The following is a 19,767-nucleotide window of genomic DNA, read 5'->3' as shown; positions in this document are numbered from 1 at the left end:
CCCCGGGGGGGTCTCCCTTCTCCCCTCGGGGGAGAAGGGTCGGGGATGCGGGGAGCGGCGGGCACCGCCCCCTACAATCGCTTGCTCACCAGCTTGATGCCCTCGTCCTCCCGACTGTTGCGGGAGCTGAAGCCGAGGCGATGCATCAGGGCCATCATGTTGGTGTTCTGGGCAAGCACGTCTCCCTCCATGGTACGCAGGCCGCGGGTGCGGGCCACATCCATGAGCTCGTTCATCAGGTGTGAACCCACGCCCCGGCCCTGCCACTCGTCGGCCACCGCCAGTGCAAACTCACAACTCTGCTGGTCCGGATTGGCGGTGTAACGGGCCACCGCCACCTGCAGCTCGGAGCCATCCGGGCGCTCCTGAACGGCGACCAGGGCCATTTCCCGGTCGTAATCGATCTGGGTGAAGCGCACCAGCATTTGCGGGGTGAGTTCGTGCACTGCCTGCATGAAGCGGTAATACCGGGATTCCGCCGAGAGAGTGCGCACGAAATCCTGTTCGATCTTGGCATCCTCGGGCCGGATTGGCCGGATGGTCAGGTTGGTGCCATCGGGCAACTGCCATTGATTGACCAGGTGGGCAGGGTAGGGATGGATGGCCATGTGGGCATAGCGATCCGGCATCACCGGCGGGAAGTTCACGGTGATGCGGGCATCCACCGCCGCCAGGCCGCGTTCATCGGCGATCAGGGGATTGATGTCCATCTCCTGGATCTCCGGAAGCTCGCAGACCATCTCCGACACCCGCAGCAGTACCTGTTCCAGGGCCTGTGCATCCACCGCGGGCATGTTGCGGAATTCCTTGAGGAGCTTGGCCACCTTGGTCCGCGCGATCATGCCTTCGATGATCACCTCGTTGAGGGGCGGCAGGGCCACGGCCCGGTCCTTGATCACCTCCACCGAGGTGCCGCCGGATCCGAAGCTGATGACCGGTCCGAAGACCGGATCCCGGAGCACGCCCACCATGAGTTCCCGGCCGTAGGTGCTCTGATGCATGCGCTCCAGGGTCACGCCATTGATGCGGGCCTCGGGCTTGAGCCGTCGAGCGTCGTCCACCATGGTCTGGAAGGCGTTGCGCACGGATTCGGCGCTGGCGATGTTCAGGCGCACACCCTGCACGTCGGACTTGTGGGTGATGTCGGGGGAGTCGATCTTCATGGCCACCGGATAGCCCACGGTGCCCGCGGCCACCAGGGCCTCGCCCGCCGTGTTGGCCCGCATGGTCTGGGTGACGGGGATACGAAACGCGGACAGCACCGCCTTGGATTCCAGGGTGCTGAGCAGCTTGCGGCCCTCGGAGAGGGCGCCCTCGATGATCAGTCGGGCGCCGTGCACGTCGGTGCGACCGCGGTCGGTGAGGGGGCTGGGCACCTGCAACAGCAGGCGCTGGTTGCGTTTGTGGGAGGCCAGGTAGGCAAAGCCCTCCACTGAGGCCTCGGGGGTGGTGAAATGGGGCAGGCGCTCGTGCGTGAGATGGTCACGGCCTTCACGTACCTGGATATCACCCATCCAGCATCCGAGTACGGGTTTTTTCACCTTCTTGGCGACCCGGGTGGTCACTTCGGCCACGCTCAGGGGATCGGTCATGGCCTGAGGTGTCAGCATGATGATGGAGGCATCCACGCCGCCGTCCTCAAGACAGGCGGTCATGGCACTCTCGAAGCGCTCTGCATCCGCATCCCCCAAGATGTCCACGGGATTACCGTGGGACCATTGCTCCGGAAGGGCCTTGTTGAGCTTGTCCATGGTTTGGGTACTGAACTGAGCCATGCTCACGTCCAGTTCCACCGCCCGGTCAGTGGCCATGACGCCGGGCCCACCGGCATTGGTGATGATGGCCAGGCGGTTGCCTTCTACCCGATAGCCACTGGAGAGGATGCGGGCCGCGGAGAAGAGTTGCTGGATGGTCATGGCACGCACGGCGCCGGCCCGTTCCAGGGCGGCGTCGAAGACATCGTCAGCGCCCACCAGGGAGCCGGTATGGGACATGGCCGCCCGCGAACCCTCCGCATGGCGACCGGACTTGATGACGATGACCGGCTTCATGCGCGCGGCGGCACGCAGGCCACTCATGAAGCGCCGGGCGTTGTGAATGCCCTCCACGTAGAGGAGGATGCTGCGGGTTTCCCGATCCAGGGCCAGATAATCCAGCACATCGCCAAAATCCACATCGGAGGCGTCGCCCATGGAGGCCACGGCGGAAAAACCGATCTCCTGGCTCTCGGCCCAATCCAGGATGGCGGTGCAGATGGCACCGGACTGGGATACCAGGGCCAGATTCCCCGGCAGGGCCTTGTTCTTGCTGAAGGTGGCATTGAGGCCGCGCCCCGGTCGCATCACGCCCAGGCAGTTGGGTCCGATCAGGCGCAGGTCATATTCCCGGGAGATCTCGATGATCTCCTCTTCCAGACGTTTACCGGCCCGCCCGGACTCACTGAATCCGGCGGAGAGCACCACGGCTCCGTGTACGCCGTGTTCGCCGCAGTGGCGCAGGACATTGGGCACGGTGCGTGCGGGGGTAGCCACCACGACCATCTCCACGGGCCGGCCAATGGCCTCCACGTCGGGATAGCAGCGGCGTCCGTGCACGGTCTCGTGTTTGGGGTTCACCGGGTACAACTCACCCTTGAAGCCGGCGTCCACCAGATTGGCGAACACCAGGTTACCCAAGGCGTTGTCCCGTTCGGTGGCGCCGATCACGGCAATGCTGCGCGGCGCGAAAATTCGCTTGAGGAAGTGTGGTCCCATGGTTGTGCTGCTGATCGCCCCTGTAGAGATTCTCTCTGAGTATAGTATGGGTGATGCTGCGGTGCGGCGAAACCGCCTGGGGACGAATGGCACAAGCAGACGAAATTGTCTCAGCCTATCTCGTCTTTTCGCGCTTCGCGTTACCATGGGGAAAAGCCCAAGGAGTCGTGCCCATGACCATCGCCTTCATCACGCATCATGATTGCAGTTTGCACCGGGTGGCCGTTCACCATCCAGAGGTGCCTGAACGCCTGTCCGCTGTTGACGATCGGATGCTGGCGTCGGGGATCAGTATCCTGTTGAGCCATTATGACGCACCGCTGGTCACCCGTGAGCAGTTGTTGCGGGTGCATACTGCGGATTACGTGGATTACGTGGAGTCCTCCTCGCCGGGCCCGGACGAGATGGTGTGTCTGGACGAGGGGGATACGGTGATGACGGAGCATACCCTGCAGGCGGCCCGCCGGGCGGCGGGTGCATCGGTCCTGGGAGTGGATCTGGTGATGTCGGGAGAGGCCAGCAGTGCCTTTTGCAGTGTGCGCCCGCCGGGGCATCATGCGGAGCGGGCGCGAGCCATGGGGTTCTGCATCTTCAATAACGTCGCGGTGGGGGCGGCCCATGCTCTGGCTCAGCATGGCCTGGAGCGTGTGGCGGTGGTGGATTTCGATGTCCATCATGGCAACGGTACGGAGGATATTTTCCGTGACGAGCCGCGGGTGCTGTTCTGCTCGACCTTCCAGCATCCGTTTTATCCGCATACCGGCGAGGCGGTGGATTCCCCGCATCTGGTGAATGTGCCGTTGACGCGAGGGGTCACGGGCAGGGAGTTTCGGGATGCGGTCAAGGGGCACTGGTTGCCGGCGCTGGAGGCCTTCAAGCCGCAGTTGATCATGATTTCGGCGGGTTTTGACGGCCATCGTGAGGAGGATATGGCGGATTTCCGCCTGGTGGAAGATGACTATGCCTGGGTGACCCGGGAGTTGAAGGAAGTGGCCAAGCGTCATGGGGAGGGGCGGTTGGTGTCCTGCCTGGAGGGGGGGTATGCCCTGTCCGCCCTGGGGCGGTCGGCGTGTGTGCATCTGGATGCGTTGATCGGGCACTGAGTTGGGTTTTGTGGTGCCTGGGTTTGGCATCCGGGTGGCGATATCCTCGGGGGCGGGCGCCTGTCCGCGGGACGCCGTGAATACCTCCCTGTAGGCTTGACCGCCGCATCCCTGCGGCGAACACCCGCTCCCAGGCACCCGCCCCCGAGGACATCTTGAGACTGCAGGGGCTTTACGGTTGCAGGACGCCGTGAACTCATGCCTGCGGGGTTGATTCCTGCATCCCTGCGGCGAACACCCGCTCCCAGGCACCCGCCCCCGAGGACACCATGAGACTGCAGTGGCTTTCGGTTCGCGGGGTGCCATGAAAGAGCCCCTCTCCCGCTGGCGGGAGAGGGGTTGGGGTGAGGGCGGGGCGGGGTGGGGATGGGGACGCCCCTATGCCTTCCACTTGATGTTGCAGCCCAGGCTGGGTTTCTGGTCCTGGGGGATGGGCTGGCCTTCGAGCCGGGCGTCGGCGGCGGCGCGCAGGTCCTTGCCGGTGACGGGGACGTCGCTGCCGGGGCGGCAGTCGTCGAACTGGCCGCGGTAAACCAGCTTTCGGTCGGCATCGAAGAGGTAGAAGTCCGGGGTGCAGGCGGCGTCGTAGGCTCTGGCCACTTCCTGGGTCTCGTCGAACAGGTAGGGGAAGGTGTAGCCGAAGCGGCGGGCGTCGTCCTGCATCTTTTCAGGGCTGTCTTCCGGGAAGTTGTCCGCGTCGTTGGCGTTGATGGCGATCACGGCCAGGCCCTTGTCGGTGTATTCACGACCGAAACGGGCGAATTCGTGGCGGATGAGTTGTACGAAGGGGCAGTGGTTGCAGATGAAGGCGATCACATAGCCCTTGGCCTGGGGAAAGTCATCCAGGGAAACGGTCTTGCCGGTGGATGGGTCGGGCAGGTTGAAGTCGGGGGCGCGGGTGCCCAGGTCGATCATTCGGGATTCGGTTCTGGCCATGGGATTCTCCTTGCGCCTCTCCCGCTGGCGGGAGAGGGATTGGGGTGAGGGTGGGCATGCTCAATCAGGGGCACGGAACAGGATATCTTTCGTGCACGGCTTCGATTTCCTCCAGCACCGCCTCACTCAATGTGACCTCCAGACTATCGAGATTCTCCTCCAGCTGGGATAGCTTGGTGGCACCAATGATGTTGCTGGTGACGAAGGGCTGGGCGTTCACGAAGGCCAGGGACATCTGTGCCGGGCTCAGGTCGTGGCGCCGGGCGATGTCCGCGTACTCGCGGGTGGCAGCCACGCCGGTTTCGCCGGAGTAGCGCACAAAACGAGAGTACAGGGTGATGCGCCCATCGGGCGGGGCGTTTTCCAGGTATTTGCCGCTCAGGGCACCGAAGGCCATGGGTGAGTAGGCGAGCAGGCCCACGTCTTCGCGGATGGCCATCTCGGCCAGGCCCACCTCGAAACTGCGGTTGAGCAGGTTGTAGGGGTTCTGAATGGAGGCAATACGGGGCAGGTCGGCCTGTTCCGCCAGGCGCAGGTACTCCATGAGCCCCCAGGGGGTCTCGTTGGAGATGCCGATGGTGCGCACCTTGCCGGCGCGCACGAAATCGGCCAGCACTTCCAGGGTTTCGGCAATGGGTGTGGCGCCAGTGTCGTCCTGGTGTCGGTAGCCCAGTTGGCCGAAGTAGTTGGTGGGTCTTGAGGGCCAGTGGATCTGGTACAGGTCCAGGTAGTCCGTCTGCAGTCGTTCCAGGCTGTCGTGCAGGGCCTGTTCCAGGTGGGGCCGGTCCAGTTGCGGGCCGCCACGGATGTGGCCGAAGTTCTCGCTGGGGCCTGATGCCTTGGAGGCGATCACCAGATCATCCCGCCGGCCGCGACGGGCCAGCCAGGTGCCCAGATAGCGTTCTGTGCGCCCCTGGGTCTCGGCCTTGGGGGGTACCGGGTACATCTCGGCCGTGTCGATGAAGTTGATGCCCCTCTCCATCGCCATGTCCAGCTGACTGTGGGCCTCGGCCTCGGTGTTCTGTTCGCCCCAGGTCATGGTACCCAGGCATAGGGTGCTCACCTGGATGCCGGAACGTCCCAGTGGCTTGGTCTGCATGATGTTCTCCCGCGATGCTTGAATCTGCCAGGATACAACCGGTGGCCGGTGCGGAGAAATCCAGCTCCCATAGGGCAGGGGGAGTTGGCCAGAGCGGCCCTCCCCCAAAACCTCAGCGCCGCTTTTCCAGCATGTTGGCGATGATGGGGGCCAGGATCACCTCCATGGCCAGCCCCATCTTGCCACCGGGCACCACGATGGTGTTGCGGCGCGACATGAAGGAGTCATGCAGCATGTTCAGCAGGTAGGGAAAATCCACACCGAATTTCTTGGGGTCGCGGAAGCGGATCACCACCAGGCTCTCATCCGGCGTGGGGATATCGCGGGCGATGAAGGGGTTGGAGGTATCCACGGTGGGGACCCGCTGGAAGTTGATGTCCGTCTTGGAGAACTGCGGCGTGATGTAGTGGACGTAGTCGGGCATGCGGCGCAGCATGGTGTCGACGATGGCCTCAGCCGTGTAGCCGCGCTCGGCATTGTCGCGGAAGATTTTCTGGATCCATTCCAGGTTGACGATGGGGACCACGCCGATGCCCAGGTCCACATGCTGAGCGGCATTCACATCGCCGTCAGTCACCAGGCCGTGCAAGCCCTCGTAGAACATGAGATCGGTGCCGTCGGGGATGTCTTCCCAGGGCGTGAATTCACCGGCCTTGAGGCTGGTGCCGAGCCGACCATTGTGGTTGTCCGCTTCTTCTTCGTTGTGGATGTAGTAGCGTTTCTTGCCACCGCCGGTCTCACCGTAGGTCTTGAACATCTCTTCGAGTTTGTCGAACAGATTGGCCTCGGGGCCGAAGTGACTGAAGTGATTGTTGCCATGGGCGGCGGCCTCCTTCATGGCCTGCTTCATCTCCACCCGGTTGTAGCGGTGGAAGCTGTCACCCTCGATGATCACCGGATTGATATGTTCACGGCGGAAGATATGCTCAAAGGCGTTCTTGACCGTGGAGGTTCCGGCGCCGGATGAACCGGTGACGGCCACAATCGGGTGTTTTCTGGACATGGGTTCGACTCCTCTTTGGGTTTGATGGCTGTTTTTTTAGCGCACTTATAATGGGCTCCCCCGCATCTGGGCCGAGGAACCATATGGGGTATTCTTTAGGATTCCATCCTTGGAACTGTCTGCGATGGCGCCTATACCTACACCATGAGCCGACACCATGGCAACCATCGGGCGTCTGCTTACGGGTTGCGTTTCCGATGGGGCTGCAGGGTTTCCAGGGCTTCCCTGTAGGAGCCAAAGATGTTTTTCTCGCCGATCTCATCCAGCAGGCCGGCCCGTTTCATGTACTTGAGAACACCCGGCTTGAGGCCGCTGAACATGAGGGTGCAGTCGGCCGCCTGAAGATCAGTGATCAGGGAACGGATCTTGTCGATGCCCGAGGCATCAATGCGGTTCAGGCTGTTGCCGACAACCAGCAGGGCGCGTGCATTCGGGTTGCGGGCGAGGGCATCCATCACCGCATCCTCGAAATGCGCGGTGTTCATGAAGACCAGCGAGGCATCAAACCGCAATATTGCAAAGTCCTCGGCAGCCGGCTCTTCATCCTCTCCTTCGGCATCATCACGAATGGACCCTGGGCGCGTCCCATCCGAGCGCAAGCTCTGTATTTCGTAGCGAGGCCGAACGGTTCCCGCCAGGAATACAAGATTGGCCATGAGTGCCCCGACGATCACGCCATTGGCCAGATTCGGTGCCATGAGCAGCGTGACCCCAAAGGTGATGAAGCCGGCCAGACCGTCCGCACGCCGGATGCTCCAGTACTGAGCCATCGTTCGGAAATCCACGAGGCCGAATACGGCGGACATGACGATGGCCGCCAGAACTGCCTGGGGAAGGTGATAAAGCCATGGGGTGAGGTAGAGCATGGTGATGAGCACGCCGATGGCGCTGATGATCGCGAACATCCCCGTCTGGGCTCCGGAGCGTGCAGCCACGGCTGAGCGGGAAAATGACCCGCTCACCGAGAAAGACTGGAAGAAGCTGCCCACGATGTTGGCCAGCCCCTGGCCGATCAATTCTTGATTGGGATTAAGCTTTTCACGGCGTCGAGCCGCCAGGGCCCGTGAGATGGCCGTGGCCTCCATGAAGCCGATCAGGGCCATGACAAAGGCCGCGGGCAGGAGTGCGGGCATGACATCCCAGTGCAATACGGGGGCCTGTATGCTGGGCAGGCCCTGGGGTATGGTGCCCACCACTTGCCCCCCGGAAGCCATGATCAGGCGATTCCCTTCGAAGCCGGATAACCGCCACATGGGCCCCGCATCGCCCGCCTCCCTGGGCTGGAACACCGATCCCAGTGTGGGGTGGTCACGGCGTGTGAGCTGCTGCCGATGGGCCTCCAGTCGCAACGCATTGCGTGCCTTGCTCAAGCGCTTCTTTTCCGATTCCAGGGTGGCCACGCGCACCGCCAGCTCCGGTGGGTGGACTCCCGCGTCTTCGGAGGACTGCAGCGCCTCGGAGGCCTCGTTCAGGGTCTGAATCACGCGGTCGAGGTCCTGTCGTGCCGCCAGGAGTCCATGGTAGATACCCTCAACGGGATCCCCCTGGACCTGTTCGATATCCACCGTTTCGTTACGCTCGAAGCCGATGAGGGCGCTGATCAGTGTGCCCAGGATCACCACCACCAACACACCCGGCAGCCGTGGCATGAGGTACCGCAAGCCCACCAGGGCCACCAGCGTTCCCACGCCGAAGGCCACGGTGGGCCAGTGGGCATGGGGAATCTGTGCCACCACGCCGAAAAAGTCCTCCAGAAACGTGCCGCTGTCCGGTTTGGGAACCGACAGGAAGGTGTTCAACAGGGAGAGCCCGATGATCAGGGCGGCAGCGTTGGTGAACCCGATGATGACCGGTTGGGAAACGAAGTTCATCAGGATGCCCAGCCGGAAGATTCCCAGCAAAAGCCGCATGACGCCGACCATCAGTGCCAGCAGAATGGACAGTTCGATGAAATATTGAGTGCCGGCGGCCGCGAAGGGCGCCAATGAGGCGGCCGACAGCAGTGAGATCATGGCGACGGGGCCGGTATGCAGAAAGCGCGACGATCCCCAGAGCGAGCCGATGATGGCGGGGATCGCGGAGGCATACAGGCCGTAGATGACGGGCAGACCCGCCAGCGTGGCGTAAGCCATGCCCTGGGGCACCAGGATCATGGTGACGCTGATTCCGGCCACGACGTCCGCACGCAACTGCTTGCCGGAAATGGGGAACCAGTTCAGGAAAGGCAACAGGCGATACAGCCAATAATTCATCGATTGATCCGTGATGGCCCCAAAATGACTGAACCCCGCAGGCCCTGAGTGAGGGCTCGACCGAGTTACGGTTATATGTCTATATTACAAATGCATATAAGTGTAGAGATCTTTGCTCGAGAATGAAAGACTCGAGCTGCAAGGGGATGTGAACGGGGCTTGCCTCGGCTATGCTCGAATCGTACCCACGGGTGGAGTGCGTCTCATGGACACAGATCTTCCGCTGAGCGGGGGGCTTAAGCGAATAATGCTGGCGACCGACGGCTCGGACGCAGGCCGGGGAGCCCAGGCCCAGGCTGTATGCCTCGCCAGGCAGTGCGGTGCTGAACTCCTGGTGCTGCGTGTTGTGCTCACCAATCCCGAGTACGAATCCATGGTCCCGCAGCGCATGGAGACCGAAACCAGGGAGGTGGAGCAATTCCTTGAGCAAGTCGCGGATCAGGCCCGAAAACAGGGGGTCGATTGCCGGGTGATGTCGCGTCACGGTGTGGACGCAAGCACCCTTGTGGTGCAGCAGGCTGAGCAGGAGGATGTGGACTGCGTGGTGGTGGGACGCCGCCATCGCAGCGATCTGGCACGGCTGGTGATCGGGGATTCCACCGCCCGAATCATCGGTCACGCCCCGTGCAGTGTTCTGGTGGCGCCACAGGGGTCGGCGCCCATGCGACGGCGCATCCTGGTGGCCACCGATGGCTCCGCCCATGCGGATGCAGCCTGCGCCACCGCCGCGCGCCTGGCATTGTCCACCGGGTTACCCCTGACGGTGCTCTCCGCGACCCTGGGTGAGCGGAGTGACGAGCAACGTGCCCGGGCCAACGAAGCGGTGCAGCGGGTGTTGTACAAGCTCAAGCCGGCGCTGACGCCGGCGGGGATCGAACTGGACGGCATGGTGGAGCAGGGGCGCCCGGAAGCAGTGATCGTGGACGTGGCCCGCAGCCGGGGTGCTGACCTTGTAGTGGTGGGCAGCCACGGCTACGCCGCCCTGAAACGCCTGTTCATGGGCAGCGTCTCCAGGCGCGTGGTGGGCAACGCGCCCTGTCCGGTGCTGGTCGTCAGGTAGGCAGAGGTCGACCGCCGGACCCCAGGCTGGCCGAATTCGCACGGTTATGGGCGTGGGTTTGTGTGTTCATGGACCAGATCCCAGACGTTATGTCCCAGTCGCTGACCTCGTTGTTCAAATTTGGTCAGGGGGCGGTAGGTGGGGCGCGGGCTGAAACCGCCATCGGCAGCCTGATTGGTGAAAGCCTCTGCTTGTTGCATCACCTCAAGCATGTGCCATGCGTAGTCTTCCCAGTCGGTGGCCAGATGCAGGATGCCACCCTCACGCAGTCGGGTGGCCAGCAGGTCCACAAAGGCTGGCTGCACCAGACGCCGCTTGTGATGGCGTTTCTTGGGCCAGGGGTCGGGGAAATAGATCTGAATGCGATCCAGGCTTCCGGGCGGTATCTGCCGGTTGAGCATCTCCACGGCGTCATGGCAGGCCACACGCACATTGGTGAGTCCCCGATCCTCCACTTGCTGCAACAGGTGCCCCACCCCCGGGCGGTGTACCTCCACGCCAATGAAATCCCGCTCCGGAGCGTGGGCGGCCATCTGTGCCAGGGATTCGCCATTGCCGAAGCCGATTTCCAGGGTCACCGGCGCCCGGCGCCTGAACAGCGCCTCAAGGTCCAGGGGCTGGGGCGTGAACTCCAGGCCCCAGCGGGGCCCCAGCAGCTCCAGTGCCCGCTGCTGCCCTGTGGTGAGACGTCCTTCCCGACGCACGAAGCTGCGAATGGGGCGATGGTGTGGCGGCGGGTGGGTGGCTGTCATGGGAGAACGACTTCAAGCGGTTCAATAGGTTACGGGGTCCGTGTATTCCTCCCTTCTCCCCCTTGGGGAGAAGGGCCGGGGATGAGGGGGACGGAGGCCCCCCAAGCCGATAGACTTCAGAAAAACGTCCCTTCCAAGGGCGAAGATGCCGAAGCATACCGCTTTTTCGCCATCCGGCCCGCCAGGAACGCCTCCCGGCCCGCCTCGATGGCCTTTTTCATGGCCGAGGCCATGAGCACCGGGTCTCGGGCGGCGGCGATGGCCGTGTTCATGAGGACCCCGTCGCAGCCCAGCTCCATGGCAATGGCCGCATCGGAGGCGGTGCCCACACCGGCGTCCACCAGGATGGGCACCTGAGCGTTTTCCACGATCTCCATTACGTTGTAACGGTTCTGGATGCCCAGGCCCGAGCCAATGGGGGCGGCCAGGGGCATCACCGCCACGCAACCAATCTCCTCCAGGCGCTTGGCCAGGATGGGGTCGTCGCTGGTGTACACCATCACCTTGAAGCCATCGGCCACCAGGGTTTCGGCGGCGCTGAGGGTCTGCACCACATCCGGGTAAAGGGTTCTTTCATCACCCAGCACTTCGAGTTTGACCAGGTCGTGACCGTCCAGCAGTTCCCGGGCCAGCCGGCAGGTACGCACGGCATCGTCGGCGGTGTAGCAGCCGGCGGTGTTGGGCAGGATGGTATAGCGGTCCGGGGAAATCACATCCAGCAGATTGGGCTCGCCCGGGTTCTGCCCGATGTTGGTGCGCCGGATGGCCACGGTGACGATCTCGGCGCCACTGGCGTCGATGGCGTCGCGGGTCTCGTCCAGATCCTTGTATTTACCCGTGCCCACCAGGAGCCGCGAACGGTAGGTGGTTCCGCCGATGGTCAGGGTGTCTTCCCGGGGCGTATTGTTTTCAGTGGCTATGCTCGACATGAGGGGTACCGTATGCAATCTCTGGTCAATGAGGGGGTCAACCGCCGCCGATGGCCTGGACGATCTCCACGCGGTCGCCGGGATTGAAGTGGTGTTGGTTGAACCGGCTGCGCGGCAGCAGTTCGCCGTTGACCTCCACCGCAAGGCGGCGTCCGGTCAGTCCCAGGTCCTCCACCAGGTCGGCGGCAGTGAACTGCTCGGACACCTGGCGCGGTGCGCCATTTACTATGAGTTCCATCATGGGCGTGTTCAGGGTTGGAAAAGCCGTCATGTTAACCGATCCGGCTGTTCCCGGGGGGCGCGCGCCATCCCCCGTTGAGAACCGCCGTGTAACCGCATACACTATGGGTGCCGTGCGGGTGTAGTTCAATGGTAGAACCTCAGCTTCCCAAGCTGATGACGTGGGTTCGATTCCCATCACCCGCTCCAAGTTCCCCCCCTGTTCCCTGGCTTTGGCCAATGTCCCCCAGTGGGTGATTCCATGACTGACTGCATCGTGGTGGGCGGCGGTCTGATCGGCATGCTCTCCGCCCGCATGCTTCACGATCAGGGCCTGGACGTCACCCTTCTGGATCGCCAGGAGCCGGGGCAGGAGGCCTCGTGGGCCGGTGGTGGCATCCTCTCGCCCCTGTATCCCTGGCGTTTCCCCGATCCGGTGACCAAACTGGCCAGCCTCACTCAGGCGTCCACCACCGAGGCGGCCGCTCAGACCTTTCACGCGGCGGCGGCCCGCCTGGTGCCGGCCCTGGTGGATCTGCCCATCGAGAAACACTGGGCCGGGCTGCGCCCGGGTTCGCCCCAGGGCATCCCCTACATCGGACCGCATCCTGAAGTGGAGGGGCTTTTCGTCAACGCCGGCCATTATCGCAATGGTGTGGTCATGAGCATCGGTGCCTGCCGCCTGCTCACTGATCTGATCATGGGGCAGTCGCCCATCTGTGACCCATCGCCCTACCGGATCGACCGGGGAGATTTCCCTGTTCGGCGACATAACGCGAACTAGACTTTGTCTAGTTGAGGGTTATACTGGGGTATAAGTCACAGCGGAGCACATTCGCCATGCCCGATCGAGAGGCTGTCGTTAAACGCTTGAGGGATCACGGCATTACGCCGACCCAGCAACGCCTGGATATCGCTGAACTGTTGTTCGAGAGGCCGCAGCATGTCTCCGCCGAGCAGCTACTGGCCCTCGCCAGTGAACGCCGCTACCAGGTGTCCAAGGCCACGGTGTACAACACCCTCGGGCTGTTTGCCGAAAAGGGCCTGGTGCGCGAAGTGGTGGTGGACCCGGCCAAGCTGTTTTACGACTCCAACCTGGAGCCGCATCATCACATGTACCACATGGACTCCGGCCACCTGGAAGATCTGGCCCTGGAGCACGTGGATATCGGCGCGTTGCCTGATCTGCCTGAGGGCGTGCGGGTAGAGGGCGTGGATGTGATCGTGCGGGTGAGGCAGGGCTGAATCCCACAGGTATCCGGGATCATGACCGGCTTGTGCGGGTTCGCGGGTTCAGGGGGTGTCCTGTCCCTCATCCATGTGGAGTTCATTGATCTTGCGCGTCAACGTGTTGCGCCCCCAGCCCAGCAGCCGGGCGGCGTCCTGACGGCGTCCGCCGGTCTTCTTCATGGCGGCGCGGATCATGATGCGTTCGAAGGCCGGTGTGGCCTGCTCCAGCAGCGCGGAGTTCCCCCGCGCCAGTTCCTGCTCGGCCCATTGAGCCAGGCCGTCCTCCCAGTCACTGATCTCCCCGCTGGAAGAACGTTCATGCAGTTCCGCGGGCAGGTCATTCATGTGGATCTCGCGCCCCGAGGCCATCACGGTCAGCCAGCGGCACAGATTCTCCAGTTGCCGCACATTGCCCGGCCAATCCAGGGTGGACAGGTATTCCTGCACTTCTGGTAGTGGCGCCTTGCGTTCCACGTTCAACTCCGCTGCTGCCAGTCCCAGGAAGTGGTTGAGCAGCAGGGGGATGTCCTGGCGGCGTTCCCGCAGGGAAGGCACGTGAATGCGGATCACATTGAGTCGATGAAAGAGATCCTCCCGGAACAGGCCATCCTTCACCCGGGACTCCAGGTTCTGGTGCGTGGCAGCGATGATGCGTACGTCCACCTTCACCGGCAGATGCCCCCCGACCCGATAGAACTCGCCGTCCGCCAGGACGCGTAGCAAACGCGTTTGCAATTCCGCCGGCATGTCGCCGATCTCGTCCAGGAAGAGGGTGCCGCCATCGGCCTGTTCGAAGCGACCGCGCCGGGCACTCTGGGCGCCAGTGAAGGCGCCCTTCTCGTGACCGAAGAGCTCGGATTCCAGCAGATCCTTGGGGATGGCAGCAGTGTTCAGGGCGATGAAGGGCATGTGGGCCCGGGGGCTGTGGCGATGCAGGGCATGTGCTACCAGTTCCTTGCCGGTGCCGGATTCGCCGTTGATCAGCACGGTGATATTGGACCGGGATAAACGCCCAATGGCCCGGAATACCTCCTGCATGGCCGGGGCCTCGCCAATGATCTCGGGCGTTTTTTCCATGTCCTGGGGCGCTTCGCGCCCACGTTCCCGGCGGAGTTGGCAGGCCCGATGCACCAGGGAAACGGCATCATCCACGTCGAAGGGCTTGGGCAGATATTCGAAGGCACCGCCCTGATAGGCGGAGACCGCGCTCTCCAGGTCGGAATGAGCGGTCATGATGATCACCGGTAGCTCGGGGTGATCCCGCTGCAGCCGCCCCAGCATCTCCAGACCATCCATGCCGGGCATGCGAATATCGGTCATCAGTGCGTCGGGTACGTCCTGTTCCAGGGCCTGCAGGGCCTCGGCGGCAGAGGCAAAGGACGTCACCTCGATGCCGGCGCGGCTCAAGGTGCGCTCCAGAACCCAGCGGATCGAACGATCGTCATCAATGACCCAGATATGCTCTCGATTACTCATCCGTCAGCTCCACGGGTAGCAGCAGGGAAAATACGGTCTGGCCGGGGCGTGAAGTGCATTCGATCAGCCCGCCGTGCTGGTTGATCAGGGACTGGGCAATGGACAGGCCCAGTCCCGTGCCTCCATCGCGGCCCGAGACCATGGGGAAGAAAATGCGTTCGCGAACCTCCTCGCTGATGCCGGGACCGTTGTCGATCACTTGTATCAGGGCCACCAGCTTGTGCCGGACCTGGCCTATGGTGTATTGGCGCAGCACGCGGCTGCGCAGTCGAACCACCCCTGCTTCACCGACGGCCTGCACCGCATTGCGTACGATGTTGAGGATGGACTGAATCAGCATGTCCTGATCGGCGTTGACGTCGGGGATGCTCGGGTCGTAATCGGTGCGTATTTCCACCCCTTCGAGGGCTTCCGCGCTCACCAGGTTGCGGACATGCTCCAGGGCCTTGTGGATGTTCTGGCGGCGGCGCTGGGGCAGGTTGTTGGGCCCCAGCATGCGATTCACCAGGTTCTGCAGCCGGTCGGCCTCGCCAATGATGATGCGGGTGTACTCCTGTAATTCCGGGTCGGGCAGTTCTCGTTCAAGCAACTGGGCGGCGCCGCGCAGGCCACCCAGGGGGTTTTTGATCTCATGGGCCAGGCCTCGGAGCAGGGCCCGGGAGGCGGACTGCTGATTGAGGAGTTGTTCCTCTCGGGTGATACGCAGTTGGCGATCCACCTGCACCAATTCGATCAGCAGGCGTCGCGGGCTGCCCGGTTCGGAAATGGGAGAAACGGTGATGTCCACCGTGACCTCTCGCTCGAAATGCAGCGCCAGGACACGTTCGCGTTCGGTGAAGGGGTGTCCCGTGTGAAGTGATTGCTCGAGGCTGCCCAGCAGCGTTTCGTCTTCGCGGAACAAGTCGCGCATGGGCAGTCCGCGCACGCGGTTGAGGCTGATCTCCATGAGCATCTCGGCAGCGGGATTCATGAAGTCCAGCCGCAGGCGCTCATCCGCCACCAGCAGGGCGGTGGTCAGGTTCTCCAGCAGATGTCGGTGCAGTGTGTGATCCTGGGACATATGCCTTTTCCTTTTGCAAGAAATGAACCAGCATGGCTGCATGCACCGGGATCGGGCGTCATCTGGCCCCGGACCGAGGCGTGGCGCCACTTCGAGGTGCGGCCAGGGGGCAGGATCAGAGGGGGGAGGATCGAAGGTACACGCGCCATTGCACTATTATGGTGCAACGAGGATGAGCCTGCCATGTGAGGGGGCGAATGCGCCCGGAGGGAGGGGCGCTTCACCGGGTCTCACACAGCGCGATGCCAGGACATGCCCCGGATTCCGAGCACGGCAACAGGAAAGGGCTCAGTTGCCACCGGGTCGGGATGGCTGCTGCACGGTGGTGCGCAGCAAATGGAAGGTGCTGTCTTCGGATTCCGTCAGGGTCCGATCGTTGCTGTCCAGAATCTGGGCCCGCAGGGTATGAGTGCCCGGAGTGACACCCTCCAGGCTAAGCTGGGTGGACTCGCCCTCGGCGGCGGTCTGGCCATCCAGGAGGATGCGCACCTGGTGACCCTGGTCAGACTGAAATTCGGGTTCCACCTGCACGGATACGTTGACCTCGCCCAGATTGGTGCGTACCACACCGTCATTCCCGGGGCTGGCGATGCGGATGCCGGTATAGCCCGGGTCACGGGCTTGTTCTCGTGCCTGTGCCGCCTCTCGCGGGGTGGGACGCTCCAGGATCTCGCGGGCATCGGGCATGCCCGGCGTCACCGAGGGGCTGCGCACGTTGATGGGGGTGGCGTCCACGCCATCGGGGGGGGTATCGCCAAAGACCGTGTTGCCCTGTTCGTCGGTCCAGCGATACACCTCCGCCAGGGTCGGCGTGGCCAGGGTGAACAGCAGGGGCAGGATGATCAGGCGCGCGTCCATGGCTTGACCATAGCGCAGGGGAGTGTGGCGGGCAAGCACACGCAAAAAGGCCCCCGACATTGTCAGGGGCCTCTGGCTGAATCACGATGACCGCTCGGGTCCGGTGATTACAGGCTGTAGTACAGGTCGAATTCCACCGGGTGGGTGGTCATGCGCATGCGGGTGACTTCTTCCATCTTCAGGTCGATGTAGGCATCGATCACGTCGTCGGTGAACACGCCGCCGGCGGTCAGGAACTCCCGATCCTTGTCCAGGGCGTCCAGGGCGTCTTCCAGAGAAGCGCACACCTGCGGGATCTGCTTTTCCTCTTCCGGGGGCAGGTCGTACAGGTTCTTGTCCATGGCTTCGCCCGGGTGGATCTTGTTCTGGATGCCGTCCAGGCCTGCCATCAGCAGGGCGGCAAAGGCCAGGTAGGGGTTGGCGGTGGAGTCGGGGAAGCGCACCTCGATGCGGCGGGCCTTCGGGCTGGACACCCACGGAATGCGGATGGAAGCGGAACGGTTGCGGGCGGAGTAGGCCAGCATGACCGGGGCTTCAAAGCCGGGGACCAGACGCTTGTAGCTGTTGGTGGAGGGGTTGGTGAAGGCATTCAGGGCACGGGCGTGCTTGATGATGCCACCCACATAGTACAGCGCCGTCTCGGAGAGGCCGCCATACTTGTCGCCGGCGAACAGGTTCTGACCGTCCTTGGACAGGGACATGTGCACATGCATGCCGCTGCCGTTGTCGCCCACCAGGGGCTTGGGCATGAAGGTGGCGGTCTTGCCGTAGTTGTGGGCCACGTTCTGCACCACATACTTGAGGATCAGCACCTCATCAGCCTTGCGGGTGAGCGAGGCGGCGCCGACACCGATTTCGCACTGGCCGGCAGTGGCCACTTCGTGGTGGTGCACCTCGGTGGTCAGGCCCATTTCTTCCAGGACCATGCACATGGCGGAGCGCAGATCCTGCAGGCTATCCACCGGTGGCACGGGGAAGTAGCCGCCCTTCACGGTGGGGCGGTGACCGATGTTGCCGTCTTCAAAGACCTTTTCCGAGTTCCAGCTGGCCTCGTCGGAGTCGATCTGGAAGAAGCAGTTCTGGATGGAGGTGCCCCACTTGATGTCGTCGAAGACGAAGAATTCGTTTTCCGGGCCAAACATGCAGCCGTCGGCAATGCCGGTGCTGGCCAGGTAGGCCTCGGCGCGCTGGGCCAGGGAGCGGGGGCAGCGATCATAGCCCTGCATGGTGGTGGGTTCCACCACTTGGCAGCGCAGGTTCAGGGTGGGCTCGTCGAAGAAGGGGTCCATGACGCCGCTTTCAGTATCGGGCATGAGGATCATGTCCGATTCGTTGATGCCCTTCCAGCCGGAAATGGAGGAGCCGTCGAACATCTTGCCGCCTTCCAGGACGTCCTCGTCGATGGTGTGGGCGGGGACGGATACGTGTTGCTCCTTGCCGCGGCTGTCCACGAAACGGAAGTCGACGAATTTGACGTCGTTTTCCTTGATCATGTTGAGTACGTCGCTTGCTGACATGCGTGCTCCTCCAGGGACTTGAATGATTGCCACTTTGAAATGGGTTGCCCACTGATCAGGCGGCAGGGGCGTTGAAAAACGTTCGGTCGAGATAATGCATGGACCGTGCCATGGTGTGAGTGGTCGAAATACGGGCCTGAGCGGGGCTCCATGCCCAAAATAGGGTCACGGCGTCGCACCATGATAGTGCAGCACAGGGTATCACGCCTCATATTGGGGCAGGGCGATACCCTGCATTGCCCCAGACCCGTGGCCCCCTGTGGGAGCGGCCCCCGGCGCCAAGGGCGTATCTGGCATGAGCACCTGGGTTTCGCGTCGGGGGCAGGCCCTGCCGAGGGGGGTGTTCCTTACGGCGGGACGCCGTGAATACATCCCTGTAGGCTTGGCCACCGCATCCATGCGGTGAACACCCGCCTCCAGGCTCACCCCCCCTCGGCAGGGCCGGACGCCCGGGTGGCTGCGATCTTCGCGGCCGAGGGCCGCTCCCAAGGGACGGTGCTGGTCTGGCTGCTGTCGGCGCCGTTATAATGAGACGCCTTGCCCGCGCCTGCCGCCGGCATGCCAATCACGAATCACTTCGGGTCGATCTGAATGTCCTCTCAAGACGCCTCAACCTTCCAGGGCCTCATCCTGGCCTTGCAGGACTACTGGGCCCGCCAGGGCTGTGTGCTACTCCAGCCCTATGACATGGAGATGGGGGCCGGCACCTTTCACTGGGCCACCTTTCTTCGGGCCGTGGGGCCCGAGCCCTGGCGCACCGCCTATGTGCAACCCTCACGCCGCCCCACCGACGGACGTTACGGGGAAAACCCCAACCGCCTGCAGCATTACTATCAGTTCCAGGTGCTGCTCAAGCCCTCGCCCCCGGACTTCCAGGACCTGTACCTGGGGTCTTTGAAGACCATCGGCATCGACCCGCTGGTGCATGACATCCGCTTTGTGGAGGATAATTGGGAATCCCCCACCCTGGGGGCCTGGGGGCTGGGCTGGGAGGTGTGGCTCAATGGTATGGAGGTCACCCAGTTCACCTACTTCCAGCAGGTGGGCGGCCTGGACTGCCGGCCGGTGAGTGGTGAGATCACCTATGGTCTGGAGCGTATCGCCATGTATCTGCAGGGGGTGGAGAGCGTCTACGACCTGGTGTGGACTCGCGGCCCTCAGGGGGTGGTCACCTACGGCGATGTCTACCACCAGAACGAGGTGGAACAGTCCACCTACAACTTCGAACACGCCGACGTGGAACGCCTGTTTGCCTGGTTTGATACCTGCGAGCAGCAGAGTCGTCACCTGATCGAAAAGGGCCTGCCCCTGCCGGCCTATGAGCAGATGCTCAAGGCCTCCCACACCTTCAACCTGCTGGATGCCCGCCGCGCCATCTCCGTGACCGAGCGTCAGCGTTACATCCTGCGCGTGCGGGAACTGGCCCGGAGCGTCGCCCAGGCCTATTACGCGGCCCGGGAAGCGCTGGGCTTCCCCATGCTGGAAGACAAGGGTCAGGGTCAAGGGGCACAGGGGTAAGA

The 19,767-nt window shown here is 63.1% G+C and carries 17 protein-coding genes and 1 tRNA gene; 6 read left to right on the top strand and 12 right to left on the bottom strand.

Features of this window, described 5'->3' with window-relative positions; genetic code table 11:
• Positions 1–71: 71 nt before the first annotated feature.
• Positions 72–2,753: a bifunctional acetate--CoA ligase family protein/GNAT family N-acetyltransferase gene (locus LPW29_RS08675; protein ID WP_238627677.1), complete on the bottom strand. Its 2,682-nt coding sequence runs from the start codon at positions 2,751–2,753 to the stop codon at positions 72–74.
• 173 nt (positions 2,754–2,926) lie between these two features.
• Here LPW29_RS08675 and LPW29_RS08670 point away from each other — a divergent pair, with 173 nt between their 5' ends.
• Positions 2,927–3,856 carry a histone deacetylase family protein gene (locus tag LPW29_RS08670; RefSeq protein ID WP_238627676.1) on the top strand — a complete coding sequence of 310 codons (930 nt, stop codon included), beginning with the start codon at positions 2,927–2,929 and terminating at the stop codon, positions 3,854–3,856.
• A 378-nt stretch (positions 3,857–4,234) separates the two neighbouring features.
• Here LPW29_RS08670 and LPW29_RS08665 read toward each other — a convergent pair whose 3' ends face one another.
• From LPW29_RS08665 to LPW29_RS08650, 4 genes are all read right to left on the bottom strand, one after another.
• Positions 4,235–4,792 (bottom strand): thioredoxin family protein, encoded by a 558-nt coding sequence (locus LPW29_RS08665; protein ID WP_238627675.1) that lies wholly within the window; start codon positions 4,790–4,792, stop codon positions 4,235–4,237.
• A gap of 64 nt (positions 4,793–4,856) precedes the next feature.
• Positions 4,857–5,891: an NADP(H)-dependent aldo-keto reductase gene (locus LPW29_RS08660; protein WP_238627674.1), complete on the bottom strand. Its 1,035-nt coding sequence runs from the start codon at positions 5,889–5,891 to the stop codon at positions 4,857–4,859.
• A gap of 112 nt (positions 5,892–6,003) precedes the next feature.
• Positions 6,004–6,894 (bottom strand): phosphoribulokinase, encoded by an 891-nt coding sequence (locus LPW29_RS08655; RefSeq protein ID WP_090252191.1) that lies wholly within the window; start codon positions 6,892–6,894, stop codon positions 6,004–6,006.
• Between the two features lie 179 nt (positions 6,895–7,073).
• On the bottom strand, positions 7,074–9,146 hold the full coding sequence (locus tag LPW29_RS08650) for a SulP family inorganic anion transporter (protein WP_238627673.1): 2,073 nt from the start codon (positions 9,144–9,146) through the stop codon (positions 7,074–7,076).
• 205 nt (positions 9,147–9,351) lie between these two features.
• On the opposite strand from LPW29_RS08650, the gene LPW29_RS08645 reads away from it, so the two are divergent.
• Positions 9,352–10,206: a universal stress protein gene (locus tag LPW29_RS08645; RefSeq protein WP_238627672.1), complete on the top strand. Its 855-nt coding sequence runs from the start codon at positions 9,352–9,354 to the stop codon at positions 10,204–10,206.
• 44 nt (positions 10,207–10,250) lie between these two features.
• On the opposite strand, the gene trmB is transcribed toward LPW29_RS08645, so the two are convergent.
• The 3 genes from trmB to thiS all read right to left on the bottom strand — a co-directional run bounded on the left by trmB (position 10,251) and on the right by thiS (position 12,125).
• Positions 10,251–10,958: a tRNA (guanosine(46)-N7)-methyltransferase TrmB gene (trmB, locus tag LPW29_RS08640; RefSeq protein WP_238627671.1), complete on the bottom strand. Its 708-nt coding sequence runs from the start codon at positions 10,956–10,958 to the stop codon at positions 10,251–10,253.
• 116 nt (positions 10,959–11,074) lie between these two features.
• Positions 11,075–11,887, bottom strand: a complete 813-nt coding sequence (locus LPW29_RS08635) for a thiazole synthase (protein WP_238627670.1) — start codon at positions 11,885–11,887, stop codon at positions 11,075–11,077.
• Between the two features lie 37 nt (positions 11,888–11,924).
• On the bottom strand, positions 11,925–12,125 hold the full coding sequence (gene thiS / locus LPW29_RS08630) for a sulfur carrier protein ThiS (RefSeq protein ID WP_238627685.1): 201 nt from the start codon (positions 12,123–12,125) through the stop codon (positions 11,925–11,927).
• Between the two features lie 117 nt (positions 12,126–12,242).
• On the opposite strand from thiS, the gene LPW29_RS08625 reads away from it, so the two are divergent.
• The 3 genes from LPW29_RS08625 (at position 12,243) to LPW29_RS08615 (ending at position 13,351) form a co-directional block, all read left to right on the top strand.
• A tRNA-Gly gene (locus tag LPW29_RS08625) sits at positions 12,243–12,316 on the top strand.
• Positions 12,317–12,368: 52 nt separating this feature from the next.
• Positions 12,369–12,890 carry an NAD(P)/FAD-dependent oxidoreductase gene (locus tag LPW29_RS08620; protein WP_238627669.1) on the top strand — a complete coding sequence of 174 codons (522 nt, stop codon included), beginning with the start codon at positions 12,369–12,371 and terminating at the stop codon, positions 12,888–12,890.
• A gap of 56 nt (positions 12,891–12,946) precedes the next feature.
• Positions 12,947–13,351, top strand: a complete 405-nt coding sequence (locus LPW29_RS08615) for a Fur family transcriptional regulator (RefSeq protein WP_238627668.1) — start codon at positions 12,947–12,949, stop codon at positions 13,349–13,351.
• A 48-nt stretch (positions 13,352–13,399) separates the two neighbouring features.
• On the opposite strand, the gene ntrC is transcribed toward LPW29_RS08615, so the two are convergent.
• The 4 genes from ntrC to glnA form a co-directional block, all read right to left on the bottom strand.
• Positions 13,400–14,812, bottom strand: a complete 1,413-nt coding sequence (ntrC, locus tag LPW29_RS08610) for a nitrogen regulation protein NR(I) (protein WP_238627667.1) — start codon at positions 14,810–14,812, stop codon at positions 13,400–13,402.
• Complete coding sequence (gene glnL / locus LPW29_RS08605) at positions 14,805–15,872, bottom strand: nitrogen regulation protein NR(II) (RefSeq protein WP_238627666.1); 1,068 nt, start codon at positions 15,870–15,872, stop codon at positions 14,805–14,807. The genes ntrC and glnL overlap by 8 nt, the downstream gene beginning before the upstream one ends.
• A 288-nt stretch (positions 15,873–16,160) precedes the next feature.
• The gene (locus tag LPW29_RS08600; protein ID WP_238627665.1) at positions 16,161–16,790 is read right to left on the bottom strand and encodes a DUF4124 domain-containing protein; all 630 of its coding nucleotides are present in this window, start codon (positions 16,788–16,790) and stop codon (positions 16,161–16,163) included.
• 47 nt (positions 16,791–16,837) lie between these two features.
• Entirely contained in the window at positions 16,838–18,247 is a 1,410-nt protein-coding gene (gene glnA / locus LPW29_RS08595; protein WP_090252208.1) for a glutamate--ammonia ligase, read from the bottom strand.
• Positions 18,248–18,838: 591 nt separating this feature from the next.
• Between glnA and glyQ the strand changes: the two genes are divergently transcribed.
• A complete protein-coding gene (gene glyQ / locus LPW29_RS08590) occupies positions 18,839–19,765 on the top strand; it encodes a glycine--tRNA ligase subunit alpha (protein ID WP_238627664.1) in 927 nt (308 codons plus the stop codon).
• Positions 19,766–19,767: the final 2 nt, after the last annotated feature.

It is taken from the genome of Ectothiorhodospira sp. 9100 (assembly GCF_022227565.1).
Lineage (GTDB): Bacteria > Pseudomonadota > Gammaproteobacteria > Ectothiorhodospirales > Ectothiorhodospiraceae > Ectothiorhodospira > Ectothiorhodospira marina.
The sequence above is the reverse complement of the archived record's forward strand: the minus strand, read 5'-3'. Positions and strand labels throughout refer to the sequence as shown.

Excerpts from the sequence above, each read along its gene's own strand:
- glnA (WP_090252208.1), bottom strand. The coding sequence starts at position 18,247 with ATGTCAGCAAGCGACGTACTCAACATGATCAAGGAAAACGACGTCAAA.
- LPW29_RS08660 (WP_238627674.1), bottom strand. The coding sequence starts at position 5,891 with ATGCAGACCAAGCCACTGGGACGTTCCGGCATCCAGGTGAGCACCCTA.
- LPW29_RS08620 (WP_238627669.1), top strand. The coding sequence starts at position 12,369 with ATGACTGACTGCATCGTGGTGGGCGGCGGTCTGATCGGCATGCTCTCC.
- LPW29_RS08655 (WP_090252191.1), bottom strand. The coding sequence starts at position 6,894 with ATGTCCAGAAAACACCCGATTGTGGCCGTCACCGGTTCATCCGGCGCC.
- trmB (WP_238627671.1), bottom strand. The coding sequence starts at position 10,958 with ATGACAGCCACCCACCCGCCGCCACACCATCGCCCCATTCGCAGCTTC.
- thiS (WP_238627685.1), bottom strand. The coding sequence starts at position 12,125 with ATGGAACTCATAGTAAATGGCGCACCGCGCCAGGTGTCCGAGCAGTTC.
- glyQ (WP_238627664.1), top strand. The coding sequence starts at position 18,839 with ATGTCCTCTCAAGACGCCTCAACCTTCCAGGGCCTCATCCTGGCCTTG.
- LPW29_RS08645 (WP_238627672.1), top strand. The coding sequence starts at position 9,352 with ATGGACACAGATCTTCCGCTGAGCGGGGGGCTTAAGCGAATAATGCTG.
- LPW29_RS08665 (WP_238627675.1), bottom strand. The coding sequence starts at position 4,792 with ATGGCCAGAACCGAATCCCGAATGATCGACCTGGGCACCCGCGCCCCC.
- LPW29_RS08600 (WP_238627665.1), bottom strand. The coding sequence starts at position 16,790 with ATGTCGGGGGCCTTTTTGCGTGTGCTTGCCCGCCACACTCCCCTGCGC.
- LPW29_RS08650 (WP_238627673.1), bottom strand. The coding sequence starts at position 9,146 with ATGAATTATTGGCTGTATCGCCTGTTGCCTTTCCTGAACTGGTTCCCC.
- ntrC (WP_238627667.1), bottom strand. The coding sequence starts at position 14,812 with ATGAGTAATCGAGAGCATATCTGGGTCATTGATGACGATCGTTCGATC.
- LPW29_RS08670 (WP_238627676.1), top strand. The coding sequence starts at position 2,927 with ATGACCATCGCCTTCATCACGCATCATGATTGCAGTTTGCACCGGGTG.
- glnL (WP_238627666.1), bottom strand. The coding sequence starts at position 15,872 with ATGTCCCAGGATCACACACTGCACCGACATCTGCTGGAGAACCTGACC.
- LPW29_RS08615 (WP_238627668.1), top strand. The coding sequence starts at position 12,947 with ATGCCCGATCGAGAGGCTGTCGTTAAACGCTTGAGGGATCACGGCATT.
- LPW29_RS08675 (WP_238627677.1), bottom strand. The coding sequence starts at position 2,753 with ATGGGACCACACTTCCTCAAGCGAATTTTCGCGCCGCGCAGCATTGCC.
- LPW29_RS08635 (WP_238627670.1), bottom strand. The coding sequence starts at position 11,887 with ATGTCGAGCATAGCCACTGAAAACAATACGCCCCGGGAAGACACCCTG.